Consider the following 17,224-nt stretch of genomic DNA (forward strand, 5'->3'; position numbering starts at 1 on the left):
CGTTTTGAGCATTTACAGGTGAATTTTTTGTGATCAATCCATCCCCGCGAATTTTGTTTCTGATGCCTTATTTCGGTCGTTGGCCGTTCTGGATGCCGTTTTTTCTGGAGAGCTGCCGCCGCAATCCCGACATCGACTGGTTGTTTTTCAGTGACTGCGGGGTTCCCGAGAATTTGCCGCCTAACGTCACCGTCGAGAGCATGACGTTCAGCGACTACTGCGGGATGGTGTCGGAGCGGCTGGACATCGACTTTGCGCCGAAGGAAGCTTACAAGTTGTGCGACATTCGGCCGGCGTTCGGGCTTATTCACGCCGACCGCCTGCAAGGCTACGATTTCTGGGGCTTCGGCGATATTGATCTGGTGTATGGTGACCTGCGCAGTTACTTCACTGCGGATCGCCTCGCTTCTTATGATCTGTTTTCCACCCACGAGCGACGAGTCGCGGGGCACCTCTGCCTGATCAGGAATACCACCCGCAAGCGCGAGTTGTTCCGCCAGATCAAGGACTGGAAAACACGCTTCACCGACCAGAAACATCACGCACTGGATGAGGGCGCATTCAGCCGAATCTTTCTATGGCGCAAGAACTTTCCCGAGCCTTTGTTCAAGCTGGTGGGCAAGTTCAACCCGTGGCGTCGCACCAGCGAATTCACCGAGGCATTCAGCACCCCGGGTGGTTGCATAAAGTGGCATGACGGCACGGAGAATTTTCCGCACAAATGGTATTGGCGCGATGGCAGTGTGAGTAATGATCGCGATGGCGATCGCCGGTTTCCGTATTTCCACTTTGTCTGCTGGAAGCGCAACGAGTGGCCACGGTTGCCAGAACCTGAACCGGCCGAGGTCAAGCGCCTCGCTGCTGAACCCGCCTGGGTTATCGACGCGACTGGTTTTCATCGGGGAGAGTTATGAGTCAACGGTCAAAGGTTCTGCAGTTGCAGCCTGACTACAACGTCAAGGCCCATGATTTTGCTGATCTCGCGGAGCAGATCGTCAAGGCCTTGCCCAGCGATCGCTATGAAGTCACCGCAGCGTTTTTGCGAGGCAAGCCTGGACCTGGCGAGGCGGTGAGCCGTGCCGACCGTTCAGTGTATTTCGAGTTTTCCGACAAGGCACTCAAGGGCATGCGCCTGCGTGCCATGTGGCGTCTGTATCAGTTCTGCCGCAAAGAGAAATTCGATGTGGTGATCTGCAACCGTTTCAAGCCAGTGAACATGATGCTGACACTCAATCGTTGGTTGAAAGTGCCACTGTGTATTGGTATTTCCCATGGGTTCGGCGAGTACGACCGGTTTTATCGGCGCCGCCAGACTCAGCGTCTGATCGATCGGCACTGGCGTTTTGTCGGCGTGTCGCCAGCGGTCAAGCAATACCTGCTGGATTGTGACTGCGGCTTCACTGATCAGAATACCTATGCCATCACCAATGCCATCGACATCGAACAGGCCGAAGGCTTGCAGCACAGCCGTGAGCGTGCCCGCGAGTTGTTGGGCATCGATCCGTCGGTGCGGTTGATCGGTGCGCTGGGGCGCTTGGTGCCGATCAAGGGGCACACGTATCTGTTGCAGGCGTTCGCTGCTATCAAGGATAAGTATCCAGCCACTCAATTAGCGATTATCGGCGCCGGACGGGAAGAGTCGCGTCTGGCTGCCGAGATCGAGCGCCTGGGCTTGAGCGGTCGTGCGCATTTGCTCGGTTTCAGGGAGAACGCCTTGCAATACGTTCGCGCGTTTGACATCTGGACCATGCCATCCCTGGCCGAAGGCCTGGGTCTGGCGCTGCTCGAAGGCATGAGCGGCCATCTGCCGGTGATTGCTTCGAACGTGCCAGCCATGCTGCCATTGATCCAGGGCGCAGGTGGTCTGCCCATCACGCCTGCCGATGTGCCGAGCCTGGTCGCGGCCTTGGACAACTACCTGGGTCTGTCGGACGAAGAGCTCAAGGCCAAGGGCGAGCAAGCTTATCGTTATCTTCAGGAACAACATGACATCGAGGTGTTCCGCCAGGAATACCTGAACCTGATCGACTCTGGTTTGAGCCAGGCCCGCAAGGAACAACCATGAGCAACGCTCAACCTCTCGTAACGGTCATCATCGCCTCGTATAACCACGGTCGTTATATCGAGCAGAGCATTCTCAGTGTCCTCAATCAGACCTATCAGAATATCGAACTGCTGGTGGTCGATGATGGTTCCAGCGATGACAGTGTCGAGCGAATCAACGCTTTGCAGGCCCAACACGGGTTCGATTTCCGGGTCCAGAAGAATCAGGGGCTGACCAACACCCTGAACGGCGCGATTGCCCGTTCCAGCGGCAGCCTGATCGTGCCGTTCGGTTCCGATGACATCATGCTGCCGGACCGCATTGCCATCCAGGTCGAGTACATGGACGGCAAGCCTGAAGTCGGGATTTGCGCCGGCAACATCGAGCTGATCGACGCTGACGGCAACCTGTACCCGGAGAAGCGTCAGCGTCGCGATGTGCCGTTCCGTCGCCTGGACTTCGACGACATGTTCCTGGAGCGCAAACCCTATCCTCCTGCACCGACCCTGATGATCCGCCGCGAAGCGCTGGACAAAGTGGGCGGGTTTGACCCGAACATTCGCCTGGAGGATTTGCTGATCGAGTTGAAGGTGACCCGCGCCGGTTACTTCATCGATGGTTTGAACGTGGTGATGGCGCGCTATCGCAAGCACGCCACCAACTCCTACAAAAATCATCGCTTCATGATCGACAACATTCTTCGATCCTACGCGCTCTTTAGCGACCATCCGTTGTACGACGAGGTGCGCTACAAGTTCCTGAGCTCCATGTTCCTGAAAACCGCCAACCGTGATCGCAAGCTGGCCCGCGAGCTGCTGGCACAGATCCCGTTCAAGGCCTGGAACAAGAAGACCTGGCGTGGCCTGGGCCGCCTGTTCTTCTCACCGCTGGAAAAAGATTGAGCCAGGATTGGTTTCAACCGCTCTGCAGTGATGGTATCGAAGGTTTCCTTGCTTGCGCCCGCCAGCCCGTGCGGTCGTTCAACCAAGTGGGGCGGATGTTTCCGAAAGTCTTTTTTGAGTATTCCTGTTTTGACGTAGCCAGTGCAGGGTTTTCTTGCCCGCGTTGATGCCTGGTTTCTCGATATACAGGTAGGTCATGCTGCTGATCAAAATCAGCAAGCAGCTACCCAGGGCGAGCAGTGGCAGGAAAACCCGGATTTCGCGGGCGTCCAGGTGCAACATCAGCGGCAGTCGCTGCATCAGCACCCAGATCAAGAAGCCATGCAGCAAGTAAGTGCTATAGCTGATCTCTCCGAGCCAGCGGATGCTGCGTGGTCTAAGGGCTCCAAACAGAGGGTTTCCAGAAGCTACGATCACGAAAAACAACGAAATCAGCAACAACGATTCCAGACTGAAGGCGCGGTCGAATGCCGTAAATGCAATGGCTAGCGCCAGCAAGGCAATTGCACCGGCCAGAGGGGTCTTGCCCCAGGCCAGCAAATGCGGGCGGCGAATCCAGTACGCCGCTGCAATGCCACCGAGAAAGCCAGCCAGGAAATGTTTCTTCAGTGAGTGCTCCCAGCCAACCAGTTGATACAGGGCATAAATGCCGATCAGGCACAGCACCGTCTGTAGCCAACCGCCACGATAGATAAAAATCAGTCCAGCCAGTGGCAGGGCCATGTAGAAGAACACTTCGTAAGCCAGGGTCCAGGTGACATTGGAGATCAGCATCCCGGTTTGGTGGTATTGATTGACGTCCGGTCGGTCGAAGGTCAACCAGGACAGGATCTGTCCAATGAACTGGGTGCCAGAGTCCTTGAGTTCCCAGTTCTGCAGATAGAACACCGTCACAAAGACCAACGCCATCAGTGGCAGGTAAAGCGGGTAGAGGCGAAAGAGTCTCGATACCGCAAAGGCCAGCCAGTCATGTTGCCGCCCTTGGGTGAGCAACCGGTCCCAGAACAGAAATCCGGTGATCATGAAAAACAGCGCAACGCTGCCCTGGCCAAGTTGCGAGTAGAAGTTGCTCGGCGGTAAATCGATCTTGCCCGTGCTCAGGAATATCCAGGTAATGATTGAATGGTGGATAAACACGCCGAACGCGAGATATCCGCGCAGTCCATCAATGCTGGCAAAGCGACTGTTACCCGCATGTTCCAGATGATCGGAGATTTTCGGTACGGCGCGTAGCACAAGTGCAGCGGTCACGATGGCGAGCAGGTAGGCTGCTATCGCGTAAATCGGATTGATTTCATTCATGGGTGAGCCCGGACCGGGGAGTTTCCGGTCAGCACTTGTTTGTGCAGGTTATCCACGTCGGCTTTCGATGCCATCGCAGCGTATCCATTGAGCAGCGCTTCGAAATGATCCTCGAACAGCCAGCGCTTATCGACGGTATAACGCTGCATATGACGCAAATTACGCTGACGCAGTGACGGACTCAATGATGAAGGGTAGATGCGCATATCCGCCAGATCGATCAGGCCGAACTCACCATCTTCCAGTACCAGCACGTTGCCCAAGTGGAGAGAGCGGAAGTAGACACCTTGCTCATGCAGTTGCGCCATGAATTTGCCGAAACGTTCCACTAGCGTCTGACGTACCGAGGGGGCGGTAATGCCTTGCAGGACTTGGCGCAAAGTGTGCCCTGGCAAGGGCGAGTAGTGCACGGCGGTACTGCCGTCTTCGAGCCGGTACAGGTCAAGGATGGGGGGGGTCGGAATACCCATCGTGCGCAGTTGCACACTGTTGATGGCGAAACGTTGGGAATACGGGTTGAAACTGCCCGATGTATACCACCGGCGGCGTCGAAACAGCTTGAGGAAACTGCCGTCGATCAGGCGCAGGACCTTCGGCCCCAAACCATCTTCTTCGACGATTTGCGCATTGGCAGTGAGCTGTTGCAGGGCGCTCGCGGTCACTGTTTTGATCGGCATGGCCAGTAAGCGTCTGGCCCGCAGGTTGATGCTCAATGCGGCAATCAGTGCCAGGGGAATCCACAACAGGAACCAGTGCTCTTTTGGCCGGGAAATAATCCCTCCGCCTTCAGTCAGGCCTGCTCCGATGCCAAATACCAGCCAGGTTGAAGCGATGATAAACAGCGGTTGCAGGCGGTAGCGCCAGCTACACAGAAGGCCTTGAGCCTGGAAGAACAGCCAGGGTAACAAGCCGACAATACCGACGTAATAGAGCACGCCAAGTGCAAAACTATGGGGCTCCATCAGGTTGAATCCGATGCCGGGGTCGAGGGTCAGGTCGGCGTTGAAGCCATGTCCGATCCACGGGTGATTGGCAATTTTTTGCAGAGCCATCTGCCATATCTCGAAACGGTAGGAGTCACCCCGTTCATTGATCATTCGCGAAAACATCACGGCAACGGTGGCACCCGTGACGAAGAGTGCGCCAAGCAAGGCAACGGATCGCCGATTCCAGCAAATGAAGCTTAGCCAGAGCGCGGCCAGTGTCAGTGCGACCAGTGGTGTCCTTGAGCCGGTAGCCATCACTGCGGCGAACATGACCGCCATTGCGGGAATGCTCAGCCAGAGTATCTGGTGACGCTTGCAAGTCATGCTCAAACTCAGCCAGTAGGTGCAGAAAAAACCGAATAAATGGGAGCTGAGCAGCGGATTGTCGAAGGCGCCAACACCAATCAGGCGCATGCCCGGTTCGTAGACGCGGGCAAACATGTACAGGTTGTAGATCGATGCGATCAACGCCACCGTTGCTGCGCAAAACAGCAACGGCTGGATAATTTCGCTGCGAAAACGCACCAGCAGGTAGCACCCGGCGAACAGCAGCAATGTGTGCAAGGGTGGTTTGAACTCACCACCGATATTTTGCTCGCTTGGACCCCAGAACAGGCTGAGCAGCGCCCAAGCCACGAACAGCAGTACTGCGACGAAGATTGGCTCGTTGAGCAGTTCTTTGCCCGCCCGCGGGCGCAAGCACAGTGCTAGCAGCGCTGGAATGCTGAACAGGCCATAAAAAAGTTTGTGGAGCAGACTGCGCCCTGGAAGAAAAAACAGCGCGCAAAGCAGCAACAAATAACCGAGCGGCAAAATCCACAGGCAAATGAAATCGAAGACACGATTGGAAGTATTGTTCAGGCCGTTTAATTGCATGCTGAGTGATTCATTCCTGAGTTGAACGACCATGTTAAGGCTGGGCGGGCTGGATATAGGTTTGGGGGCGTCACAATACCAGTCTTTACGCGATTGCCAGAACCCTGAAGAAGCTGTGCTAAAGTCTGCGTCCTTTTTATCGACATTCGCGTGATATGACCGACTCCAGTCTCTCCGCAAGCCCATCGAGCTTGAAAATCTACTTCCGCCTGCTCGGCTATGTCCGGCCGTACATCAGTATGTTCCTGATCAGCATTGTCGGATTCCTGATTTTCGCTTCGACGCAGCCAATGCTGGGCTACATCCTGAAGTACTTCGTCGATGGCCTGTCCAATCCGCAAGCAGTGCTGTTCCCGACCGTGCCGTACCTGCGCGACTTGCAGCTGCTGCAGGCAGTGCCCTTGCTGATCATTCTGATCGCAGCGTGGCAGGGGCTGGGGTCCTATCTGGGCAACTACTTCCTGGCCAAGGTCTCCCTTGGGCTGGTCCATGACCTGCGAGTCCAGTTGTTCAACAACCTGTTGGTGCTGCCGAACCGATACTTCGACAAGCATAACTCGGGTCATCTGATTTCACGTATCACCTTCAACGTGACCATGGTCACGGGGGCGGCGACAGATGCGATCAAGGTCGTAATTCGTGAAGGCATGACGGTGATCTTCCTGTTTGCCTCGCTGCTGTTCATGAACTGGCGCCTGACGCTGGTGATGGTCGCCATCCTGCCGCTCATCGCCGTGATGGTGCGTACGGCGAGCAAGAAATTTCGCAAACAGAGCAAGAAGATCCAGTTGGCGATGGGCGATGTGACGCATGTGGCCTCGGAAACCATCCAGGGCTATCGCGTGGTTCGCAGTTTCGGTGGCGAGGTTTACGAAGAAAAGCGTTTCTTCGAAGCCAGTCAGGGCAACACCGACAAGCAGTTGCGTATGACCCGTACCGGTGCCATCTACACGCCATTACTGCAACTGGTGATCTATACCGCCATGGCGGCGCTGATGTTCCTGGTGCTGTACCTGCGTGGTGACGCGTCCGCTGGTGACATGGTTGCCTATATCACGCTGGCTGGCCTTTTGCCCAAGCCCATCCGTCAATTGTCCGAGGTCAGCTCGACTATCCAGAAGGGGGTAGCAGGTGCCGAGAGCATCTTCGAGCAATTGGATGTCGAGCCTGAAGTCGATACCGGCACCATCGAGCGTGATGTTGTCAGTGGTCGTCTGGAGGTGCGTAACCTCAGCTTTACTTATCCCGATACCGAGCGTCAGGTGCTCGACGACATCAGCTTCTCGGTAGAGCCAGGGCAAATGGTCGCGCTGGTGGGGCGATCCGGCAGTGGCAAGTCGACGCTGGCCAACCTGATCCCGCGCTTCTATCACCACGACAAGGGCCAGATCCTCATCGATGGCGTTGAGGTGGAAGAATACAAACTGCTGAACCTGCGCAAGCACATCGCCCAGGTGACTCAGCATGTAACGCTGTTCAGCGACACCGTGGCCAACAACATTGCCTATGGCGATCTGGCCGGCGCGCCTCGTGAAGATATCGAGAAAGCCGCGAGAGACGCCTACGCGATGGATTTCATCAAGCAGTTGCCTGAGGGGCTTGATACCCAGGTTGGCGAAAACGGCGTATTGCTGTCCGGTGGTCAGCGGCAGCGCCTGGCGATTGCGCGGGCACTGTTGAAGAATGCACCCTTGCTGATTCTCGACGAGGCCACGTCGGCACTTGATACCGAATCCGAACGCCACATTCAGGCTGCGCTGGATCAGGTCATGAAAGGCCGCACCACTCTGGTGATTGCTCACCGGCTGTCGACCATCGAGAAGGCTGACCTGATCCTGGTCATGGATCAGGGGAAAATCGTCGAGCGTGGCACCCACGCTCAACTGCTGGCGCAAAATGGCTACTACTCGCGTCTGAATGCCATGGGCCTGGATGCCCCGACGCAAGACATCGCTTGAGACCGATAGCAGAGTGAGCATGGTTCACCCTTGTACACACCGGGCGTGCAATGCGCCCGGTGGCAATGGCAGCAATCTGCGCGTCGGCGATTTGCCGCGTGGGACGTTATCGGGGTGTTTGTGAGCGAGCCGCTGGAAACGGACGCCTGCAGGCGCTTGCCCGATGTCCTGCTCAAAAAATGAGCAAAAAAACCTGCTGAATGATCCGGTTGCAGCCGCCGCACAAGCCCATGCCCACCCTGTGTTAATATCGCGCCCCTGTTCATTTTGTATGTGGGTTGCTCCATGAAGTTGTCCATGCCGCGATTCGATCAAGCCCCTGTCTTGGTGGTCGGCGATGTCATGCTCGACCGTTACTGGCATGGTGGTACCTCACGGATTTCCCCTGAGGCACCCGTACCGGTCGTTAAGGTCGAGAACATTGAGGACCGCCCGGGCGGTGCCGCCAACGTTGCGTTGAACATTGCCGCGCTCGGCGCGCCGGCCTCGCTGGTTGGCGTGACAGGCGACGATGAAGCCGCCGACAGCCTGGTCAATAGCCTCAAGGGCGCAGGTGTGCGGGCGCTGTTCCAGCGTATCGCGCACCAGCCGACCATCGTCAAACTGCGGGTCATGAGTCGTCACCAGCAATTGCTGCGTATCGATTTCGAAGAGCCGTTCTCCACCGACGCCATGGCGCTGGCGGTGCAAGTCGACGAATTGCTCGAAGGCATCAAGGTGCTGGTGCTGTCCGACTACGGCAAAGGCGCGCTGAAAAATCATCAGGTGCTGATCCAGGCGGCCCGTGCCCGTGGCATTCCGGTGCTGGCTGATCCCAAGGGCAAGGATTTCTCGATTTACCGGGGTGCGAGCCTGATCACGCCGAACCTCAGCGAGTTCGAAACCATCGTCGGTGGCTGCGCCGATGAGCACGAGCTGGTGAGCAAGGGCGCGAAGCTGATGCACGATCTCGAGCTCGGCGCCTTGCTGGTGACCCGTGGCGAGCATGGCATGACCCTGCTGCGTCCGGATCATCCGGCGTTGCACCTGCCGGCCCGTGCCCGTGAAGTGTTTGACGTGACCGGTGCCGGCGACACAGTGATTTCCACCCTGGCGGCGGCCATTGCTGCCGGTGAGGAGTTACCCCATGCGGTAGCCCTGGCCAACCTGGCCGCGGGCATCGTGGTCGGCAAGCTGGGTACGGCGGCCATTAGCGCACCGGAACTGCGCCGCGCCATTCAGCGTGAAGAAGGTTCCGAGCGTGGTGTGCTTGGTCTCGAGCAGTTGTTGCTCGCCGTTGACGACGCCCGTGCGCACAACGAGAAAATCGTGTTCACCAACGGCTGCTTCGACATCCTGCATGCCGGTCATGTGACGTATCTGGAACAGGCACGGGCCCAGGGTGATCGCCTGATCGTCGCGGTCAACGACGACGCATCGGTGAGTCGCCTGAAGGGGCCTGGTCGTCCGATCAACAGTGTTGACCGACGCATGGCGGTACTGGCGGGGCTGGGGGCTGTTGACTGGGTGATCAGTTTCCCGGAAGGCACGCCGGAAAACCTGCTGCGCGAGGTCAAACCTGATGTGCTGGTCAAGGGTGGGGACTACGGGATTGACCAAGTGGTCGGCGCGGATATCGTGGCGGCTTACGGCGGCACCGTGAAAGTGTTGGGGCTGGTGGAAAACAGTTCCACTACCGCGATTGTCGAGAAGATTCGCAAGTCCGAATAACGCAGCTTTTGTAGGAGCGAGTTTGCTCGCGAAAAACCTGGGAGCACGGCGGGGCGCCAGGTTTTCCGCGTCATCGTTGGCCTCCATCGCGAGCAGGCTCGCTCCTACAGGGTACGCGGCACGATCTTCTTCAGCAGCAGCTTTGCCTTCCCCCGCAAGCGGGCCAGTCCGGAATCCTTCCCCGGTGGCGTCAAGCCTTGCTGGCTCACCCAATCCTTCCAGCGGATCCGCTCATCCCTCACCAGCCAGCCTTCCTGTCGGGCAAAGCTTTCAGCCAAGTACAGTCCGCGCGTGCTGGCCGGGTGCAACTGATCCTTTTTCAAGGTGTAGAGCTCAGCCATGGGGCGGCCGTCCTGCAAGGGCATCAGGTACAAATCGGGACGCTTGCGATCGAGTCGGGCGACCAGTTGATCGCCTTCCAGCCGTTCATCAACATGAAACAAACTCAAGGATTTGGCTTCCTTGGGCACGTCCAGGCGCAAGTCGTAGATCAATTGCAGCGACGCTGTCGGCAGATGCACGTAGGCGCGCGGTCGTTCGATCAACTGCAGATTGGCGCAACGCACCGGCCGAGCCGAGCCGGACAGCGGCGTCAGGCGAAACGGCAAGGCCTCGCGGTAGTGCAGGGCCGACGAGTAGGGCGCCGGCAACCAGGTGTCGTTGAAGCGGCCGCCGAGCCAGCCTTCCGGGGTTTCCAGCAGGCACTCTTCGGCAATCTCCTGGATGGCGGTGTGCAACGGCAGGTTCAGCTCGTGGGCCGGGACATAACCGGAGATCAGCTTGAGCACCACGTCGCCACGGTCCTGGCGACGTTGACGCACCAGCACCCAGTAATCGCGATTCTGCCAGTGCAGCGTCAGGCGTACCGAAACGCCGAGATTGGCCAGTTCAAGTGAAAACCGCTCCGTGTCGGCGACCGTCACCGGACGGCGACGCTGCAGGATCTGGGAGAAATTCAGCGGCCTCCCGACACTCTGATAGCTCAGGCCTTCGGGAGTCGCTTCGACATATAACGGCAGGGTCTTGAAGTTGCTCGGGTTCTTTCTAATGAGCGTACGCGGCATGTCGGCTCCTGCTTAAGGCCGCGTGGGCGGCGTCAGTTGCTACGTAGGACCTGGGCAACGGTCGCGACGTTGTGGGCGAGGTGCAGCGGATTGATGGTCCCGACAATAGCACTGGCAACACCCGGATGTTCAAACAACAATTCGAAACTGGCGCGCACCGGGTCCACGCCCGGGCTCAGGCATGCGTGACCGCTGGCGAGGGCTTTTTTGACCAGAATGGCTTTGCCGTGAGCAGCAGCATAGTCAATGACAGCCTTTTCGGTTTGCTCGTTCAGATTGTAGGTGACCATCGCGCAATCACCTTGCTCCAGGGCCTTCAAGCCGCCGTCGACGGTTTTTCCGGAAAAGCCGAACCCGCGAATCTTGCCCTCGGCCTTGAGTTCGGCGAGGGTCGCATAGACTTCGCAGTCGTTGAGGATCGCCAGGTCATTACCATCGGAATGCACCAGCACCAGGTCGATAAAATCCGTTTCCAGACGCTGCAGGCTGCGTTCGACCGAGAATCGGGTGTGCGCGGCGCTAAAGTCATGCCGCGACAGGCCGTCGGCGAATTCTTCACCGACCTTGCTGACAATCACCCAGTCCTGACGCTGGCCGCGCAGTAAAGGGCCGAGGCGCTCCTCGCTGCGACCGTAGGCCGGAGCGGTGTCGATCAGGTTAATGCCCAGGTCGCGGGTCAGCTTGAGCAGCATGCGCGCTTCGTCGTCGTCAGGGATCTGAAAGCCATTGGGGTATTTCACCCCTTGATCACGGCCGAGTTTCACCGTACCCAGGCCCAGCGGCGACACCAGCAGGCCGGTGCTGCCCAGGGGGCGATGCAGGTCATGCAGGGTGGGTTGGCTCATGGCAGCAGTTGCTCCCACGCCGTGACGCCCATCGGCGGCTTTGGCAATTCGGGGAGTGGCGCTGCCGGGCCTGGTTGAATGCCATCGCGGGCAAGGCTCGCCATCACCCGGTCGGCGAAGTCCGGCGCCAACGCCAGTTTGGTTGGCCAGCCCACCAGCAGTCGGCCCTCCTCGGCGAGAAACGCGTTGTCAGGGCGAGTCAGGCCCGATTGCAGCGGCTCGGCGCGATCCACGCGCAAGGTGGCCCATTGCACGGTGCTCAGGTCGATCCATGGCAGCAACTGGGCGAGTTCTTTCTGCGCAGTGGCGATTTGCTCCGCAGGCTCACGGTTGACGCCTTCGGTTTCGGCGATATCGCCGCCCAGATACCAGACCCATTGGCCATCGGCGGCCGGGTGCGTGGTGACGGTAATGCGCGGCTTGGTACCACCGCCCAGGCAGTGGGCGTACAGGGGTTTTAGGCTTGGGCCCTTGGCGATGATCATGTGCAACGGCCGCCGCTGCATGGCAGGCTGGCTCAGGCCCAGCGCTTCGAGCAGCGCAGCCGTTCCGCCGCCGGCGCTCAAGACGATGCGTTGGGCGCGGATCTCGCGCTCGTCCACCTTCAGACCGACCAGCACGCCACCTTCAAGCAGCGGCTCGATCTTCTGGCCGGCAAGCAAACCGTCACCCGCCAGATCGGCCAGGCGCTGGATCAGGCTCGGCACATCGACCACCAGTTCCGCCAGGCGATAGACTTTGCCCTTGAAGCGTTTGTCCTGAAGGGCGGGCGGGAGTTGATCGCCCTTGACCTGATCGACACGACCACGCACGGCTTTACTGGCGAAAAAACTGGTGAGGTTGCCGGCGATCGTGCCCGGAGACCACAGGTAGTGCGCTTCGGACAGCAGGCGCACGCCGGACAGGTCCAGTTCGCCGTCACCTGCCAGGGCCTCACGCCAGCGGCGCGGCATGTCGGCGATGGCTTCCGAAGCCCCGGTCAGGGCGCCATGCAGCGCGTATTTGGCGCCGCCGTGGATGATGCCCTGGGACTTCAGGCTTTGCCCGCCACCGAGACTGGCGCTTTCCACCAGCACGGTCGAAAACCCCTGGCGGCGCAGGCGCGCATTCAGCCAGAGGCCGGCGACACCAGCGCCGACAATCAGAACGTCGGTGGAAATAACGGATGGCATGCAGCGACCTCAGTGTTTGAGTGAAGCTGCAAGTTTCAAGCTTCAAGCTATAAGCTGCAAGCAAGACCTCTTGTTGCTTATAACTTGAAGCTTATGGCGGCAGTTAATGCCCGGCAGTTTTCGAGAACAACTGAATGACAACAACGCCCAACACGATCAACGCCATCCCCAGCATCGCCGGCACGTCCAGCTTCTGCCCGTAGATGAACAGCGCCGCGACGCTGACCATCACGATCCCCATGCCGGCCCAGACCGCGTAAGCCACGCCCACCGGCACGCTGCGCACCACCAGCGTCAGCATCCAGAAGGCAATCCCGTAACCGACGATCACCAGCAGCAGTGGCAGTGGGGTGCTGAAGCCTTTGACCGCTTTCATCGAAACAGTGGCAATCACTTCGGCGCAGATGGCGATGGCCAGGTAGTAGTAAGCGGTCATGGGTCAATCCTCGTATGAAGTGTTGCTTTCTGAGGTGGCATTCTAGAGATTCGTCAGATGCGGTAAAGTCATTACCTATCTGTTATTGAGATGGGTTTGGGCCTGAGTATGCAATGGAACCTGGAGCAGCTGCGCTTGTTCGTCAGCGTGGCGGAGCAACGTTCGTTTTCCGCCGTGGCACGGAACCAGCGCAAGGCGCAGTCGGCGGTCAGCAGTTCGATCGCGCTGCTGGAGGAAGACCTGGGCGTCAGCCTGTTCGACCGCAGCAGTGGTCGACAGCCAAAACTCACCGAAGCCGGCAACGCCTTGCTGGAAGAAGCACGGGAAGTGCTGCGTCAATGTGAGCGCCTCAATGGCCGGGCGCTGGCGATGATGCGTGGGCAGGAGGCGCGTCTGCGCCTGGCTCAGGATGAGGCCATGCCTTATCAGCCGGTCATCGAAAGCTTCGAAGCGCTGGCTGAGCGCTTTCCCAGCCTGGAAGTGCAATTGACCAGTGCGGCCCAGGGCGAGGTGGCGCGCAAACTGGTGGAGCGTCGTGCCGATCTGGGTTTGTTGTTCTTTCACGACCAGATCCCCGAAGCGCTGGAGCGCCGAGTGCTTGGCAGCGTGGAAATGGTCACCGTGTGCGGCGTCGACCACCCGCTGGCGAAGCAGGCTCAGGTTGATCGCCAGGCGCTGGCCCGGCATCGCCAGCTGCTGATGTCGACCCAGTCCAGCCTCTATCCCGGCAGCGAGCCGGCCAGCCCGCAAGTCTGGCGGGCCGACAGCTTTTACGTGATGGCGGAATGGCTGGTGCGCGGCCTCGGCTGGGCCTGGCTGCCGCGCCACGTGGTGCAGTACCCGACCTATCAGGGGCAAATGGTCGAGTTGAGCAGCGAATGGACCCCGCCGGCGTTGGTGGTGGAACTGGTCTGGCGCCGCGATGAACCCCTCGGCCCCGCGGCTCGCTGGCTGGCAGAACGTTTTGCCGTGCACTTGCAGGCGATCGGCGAAAAACCCGATAAACTCCGCCGCCATGAATAGAACTCTGTATACCGCGCTGTTTTATCTGGGGCTGCCTTTGGTAGCGATTCGGCTGTGGCTGCGGGCGCGCAAGGCGCCGGCCTATGCCAAGCGCATTGGCGAGCGTTTCTCCTGTGGGATGCCGGCGATGCAGCCGGGTGGCCTTTGGGTGCACGCAGTGTCTGTTGGCGAGAGCATTGCCGCTGCGCCGATGATTCGCGCTTTGCTGCAACGTTATCCCCACCTGCCGATTACCGTCACCTGCATGACCCCGACCGGTTCGGAGCGCATCCAGGCGATGTTTGCCAATGAGCCACGCATCCAGCACTGCTATTTGCCGTACGACTTGCCGTGCGCTGCCCGGCGCTTCCTTGATCGGGTCCAGCCAAGGTTGGCGGTGATCATGGAGACAGAACTGTGGCCCAACCATATCCATGAATGCGCCAAGCGCGGGATTCCCGTGGCGTTGGCCAATGCGCGCCTGTCCGAACGCTCGGCGAAAGGCTATGGCCGCTTTGCCAAACTGACCGGGCCGATGCTCGCCGAAATGAGCCTGTTCGCGGTGCAGACCGAAGCCGAGGCCCAGCGCTTCCGCAATTTGGGGGCCCGGGCGCCAACCGTTGAGGTGACTGGCTCAATCAAGTTCGACCTGACCATCGACCCGCAGCTGTTGCAGCGAGCCGCCGAACTGCGTGCCCAATGGCAGGCGCAGGAACGCCCGGTGTGGATCGCGGCCAGTACCCACGAGGGCGAAGACGAGGTGGTGTTGGCGGCCCATCGTCAGTTGCTGGCGAGCCATCCCGATGCCTTGCTGATTCTGGTGCCGCGCCATCCCGAGCGTTTCAATGCGGTGTTCGAGTTGAGCCGACAGCAGGGCTTTGCCACGGTCCGTCGTTCCACGGGCGAGCCGGTCACTGCTGCGACGTCAGTGTTGCTGGGCGACACCATGGGCGAATTGCTGTTTCTCTATGCCTTGGCCGACAGTGCCTTCGTCGGTGGCAGCCTGGTGCCCAATGGCGGGCACAACCTGCTGGAACCGGCGGCGCTGGCCAAGCCAGTGTTGAGCGGTCCACATCTGTTCAACTTCCTCGAAATCGCCGCGCAGTTGCGCAGTGCCGGGGCGTTGCAGGAAGTGGAGGATGCCGAAGGGTTGGCACTGGCGGTGCAGCGTCTGTTCGAATTGCCCAGGGATGCGCAGCGGATGGCGGAGGCGGGGTTGAAGGTGATGCGCACCAATCAAGGCGCATTGCAGCGGTTGCTGGATGGGTTGGGGCGGTTGATCGAGCGGGCTTGAATCCATTCCTGACCCATTGTGGCGAGGGAGCAGGCTCGCTCGCCACAAAAGTCTTTCGCCAGGACTTATTTGTTACTGACCCGGTCTTGCATTCAACTGGTCAGCCGCCGCCTTGGCCAGATCCGGCGGCAGGAAGTCCTTGTCCGGGTTGTAGTCAGGCTTGAGCCACCGCGCCAGGTCCTGCAAATCCCCGGGGTTCAACGTGCCGGCCTGTTGCTTGAGGCGCAGGTTGTCGAGGATGTAGTCGTAGCGGGTGTTGTTGTAGTTGCGCACCGAGGTGTACAGCTGGCGCTGCGCATCCAGCACGTCAACGATGTTTCGTGTACCCACCTGATAACCGATTTCGGTCGCTTCCACCGCACTCTGGTTGGAAATGATCGACTGCTTGCGCGCCTGTACCTGTTCGACGTCGGTATTCACTGCGCGGTGCAGGTCGCGGGTGTTTTCGACGATTTGCCGGCGCAGGGATTCGCGTTGCTGCTCGATCTGATCCAGTTGTGCATAGGATTGGCGCACCTGGGAGTTGATCAGGCCGCCGCTGTAGATCGGGATGTTCAGCTGCAGGCCCACCGAGGTTTGCTCGACGTTGCCCCCGTACGGTTGGGGAAAGCCGTTCGGATTGCTGAAGCCCAGGGCGTCGTTATCGCCTTTTTCGTATTTCGCCACGGCGTCAATGGTCGGCGCGTGGCCGGCCTTGCGCTGCTTGAGCGTTTGCTCGGCAGCGCTGACGGCGTAGTTGCTGGCCAACAGATTGAGGTTCTGTTTGGCCGCCGTTTCGACCCAGGCCTTGGCATCGTTCGGCGCTGGCGGCAGGATCGGCAGGTTGTGGCTGATGCCCTGGATCGAGTTGTACTGACGGTTGGTCAGGGTGATCAGCGCTTCAAATGCATCATCCACCTGGCGCTGCGCGACGATACGGTTGGCGCGTGCGGTGTCGTAGCTGGCTTGTGAGTTGAGCACGTCGGTCTTGTCCGAGAGACCGACATCGAAGCGCTCATTGGACTGATCGAGCTGGCGTTTGAACGCGGCTTCCTCGGCCTTGGTCGAGGCCAGGTTGTCCTGGCTGCGCAGTACGTTGAAGTAACTGTTGGCGGTTTGCAGGATCAGGTTCTGCTCGGTTGCCGAGAGTTGCAGCGCGGCCTGCTCATTGACGTCCTTGGCGGCCTGGAACTGGAACCAGCGATCGGCACGGAACAACGGCTGCGCCAGCGTGGCCTGGTATGAATGAGCATTGCGGTTGGCGGTGGTCGACGGCTGATCGAGCGAGGTGCGCGCGCTGGACACTTGCGCGCCACCCGAGAGATTAGGCAGCAGGCCGGCGCGGGCCTGGGGCACGACTTCCTTCTGGGCGCCGTATTGGGCCATGGCGGCGGCGAGGTCGGCGTTGTTGTTCACCGCTTCCTGATAGACGCTGACCAGATCGGTTTTGTTGGATAAGGGCGCTTCTGCCCAGGCCATTCCATTGGACGCACAAGACACGGCCAGGGCCAGTGAGAGTTTGCGCAGCATAGGCGTTCCCTAAAATTAATATTACACAAGTAATTTGAGCGCCAAGGCTAAGGCGCGACACGTGCAACGTCAATGCGCGCGACGGCGTAGCGAGTGTAGTGGTGCATCGGGGCGCCAACAATCC

At 59.3% G+C, this 17,224-nt stretch carries 14 protein-coding genes; 7 read left to right on the top strand and 7 right to left on the bottom strand.

The genetic code is table 11. The features are described 5' to 3' along the window. Positions 1-29 precede the first annotated feature (29 nt). The 3 genes from GQ39_RS27355 to GQ39_RS27365 are packed head-to-tail and all read left to right on the top strand — an operon-like array spanning position 30 to position 2,946. Positions 30-914, top strand: coding sequence for a DUF6625 family protein (locus tag GQ39_RS27355; RefSeq protein ID WP_047536610.1), 885 nt, complete (start codon positions 30-32; stop codon positions 912-914). Beyond that, the gene (locus GQ39_RS27360; protein WP_047536612.1) at positions 911-2,065 is read left to right on the top strand and encodes a glycosyltransferase family 4 protein; all 1,155 of its coding nucleotides are present in this window, start codon (positions 911-913) and stop codon (positions 2,063-2,065) included. Before GQ39_RS27355 ends, GQ39_RS27360 begins: the two co-directional genes overlap by 4 nt. Beyond that, a complete protein-coding gene (locus GQ39_RS27365) occupies positions 2,062-2,946 on the top strand; it encodes a glycosyltransferase (protein WP_047536614.1) in 885 nt (294 codons plus the stop codon). The genes GQ39_RS27360 and GQ39_RS27365 overlap by 4 nt, the downstream gene beginning before the upstream one ends. Before the next feature lie 78 nt (positions 2,947-3,024). Here the strand turns inward: GQ39_RS27365 and GQ39_RS27370 are convergent, their stop codons facing one another. Next, entirely contained in the window at positions 3,025-4,248 is a 1,224-nt protein-coding gene (locus GQ39_RS27370; protein WP_047536615.1) for an acyltransferase family protein, read from the bottom strand. Continuing rightward, a complete protein-coding gene (locus GQ39_RS27375; RefSeq protein ID WP_047536616.1) occupies positions 4,245-6,110 on the bottom strand; it encodes a bifunctional O-antigen ligase/aminoglycoside phosphotransferase family protein in 1,866 nt (621 codons plus the stop codon). Before GQ39_RS27375 ends, GQ39_RS27370 begins: the two co-directional genes overlap by 4 nt. 155 nt (positions 6,111-6,265) lie before the next feature. On the opposite strand from GQ39_RS27375, the gene msbA reads away from it, so the two are divergent. Both msbA and hldE read left to right on the top strand, forming a co-directional pair. Beyond that, the gene (gene msbA / locus GQ39_RS27380; protein ID WP_047536617.1) at positions 6,266-8,068 is read left to right on the top strand and encodes a lipid A export permease/ATP-binding protein MsbA; all 1,803 of its coding nucleotides are present in this window, start codon (positions 6,266-6,268) and stop codon (positions 8,066-8,068) included. Between the two features lie 285 nt (positions 8,069-8,353). Next, a complete protein-coding gene (gene hldE / locus GQ39_RS27385) occupies positions 8,354-9,778 on the top strand; it encodes a bifunctional D-glycero-beta-D-manno-heptose-7-phosphate kinase/D-glycero-beta-D-manno-heptose 1-phosphate adenylyltransferase HldE (protein WP_047536618.1) in 1,425 nt (474 codons plus the stop codon). A gap of 104 nt (positions 9,779-9,882) precedes the next feature. Here the strand turns inward: hldE and GQ39_RS27390 are convergent, their stop codons facing one another. From GQ39_RS27390 to GQ39_RS27405, 4 genes are all read right to left on the bottom strand, one after another. Further along, positions 9,883-10,842 (bottom strand): hypothetical protein, encoded by a 960-nt coding sequence (locus GQ39_RS27390; RefSeq protein ID WP_047536620.1) that lies wholly within the window; start codon positions 10,840-10,842, stop codon positions 9,883-9,885. 32 nt (positions 10,843-10,874) lie between these two features. Beyond that, complete coding sequence (locus GQ39_RS27395) at positions 10,875-11,687, bottom strand: aldo/keto reductase (RefSeq protein ID WP_047536622.1); 813 nt, start codon at positions 11,685-11,687, stop codon at positions 10,875-10,877. Beyond that, positions 11,684-12,859, bottom strand: coding sequence for an NAD(P)/FAD-dependent oxidoreductase (locus tag GQ39_RS27400; protein WP_047536624.1), 1,176 nt, complete (start codon positions 12,857-12,859; stop codon positions 11,684-11,686). The genes GQ39_RS27395 and GQ39_RS27400 overlap by 4 nt, the downstream gene beginning before the upstream one ends. Positions 12,860-12,962: 103 nt before the next feature. Further along, on the bottom strand, positions 12,963-13,295 hold the full coding sequence (locus GQ39_RS27405; RefSeq protein WP_008004867.1) for a DMT family transporter: 333 nt from the start codon (positions 13,293-13,295) through the stop codon (positions 12,963-12,965). A 108-nt stretch (positions 13,296-13,403) separates the two neighbouring features. On the opposite strand from GQ39_RS27405, the gene GQ39_RS27410 reads away from it, so the two are divergent. Continuing rightward, the gene (locus GQ39_RS27410; RefSeq protein ID WP_047539213.1) at positions 13,404-14,318 is read left to right on the top strand and encodes a LysR family transcriptional regulator; all 915 of its coding nucleotides are present in this window, start codon (positions 13,404-13,406) and stop codon (positions 14,316-14,318) included. Then, positions 14,311-15,591: a lipid IV(A) 3-deoxy-D-manno-octulosonic acid transferase gene (gene waaA / locus GQ39_RS27415; RefSeq protein ID WP_047536627.1), complete on the top strand. Its 1,281-nt coding sequence runs from the start codon at positions 14,311-14,313 to the stop codon at positions 15,589-15,591. Before GQ39_RS27410 ends, waaA begins: the two co-directional genes overlap by 8 nt. Positions 15,592-15,663: 72 nt before the next feature. Here the strand turns inward: waaA and GQ39_RS27420 are convergent, their stop codons facing one another. Beyond that, complete coding sequence (locus tag GQ39_RS27420) at positions 15,664-17,100, bottom strand: TolC family outer membrane protein (RefSeq protein ID WP_047536629.1); 1,437 nt, start codon at positions 17,098-17,100, stop codon at positions 15,664-15,666. Between the last annotated feature and the right edge of the window lie 124 nt (positions 17,101-17,224).

The sequence above is a fragment of the Pseudomonas sp. 11/12A genome (assembly GCF_000800055.1).
In the GTDB taxonomy this organism is placed as follows: Bacteria; Pseudomonadota; Gammaproteobacteria; order Pseudomonadales; family Pseudomonadaceae; genus Aquipseudomonas; species Aquipseudomonas mohnii.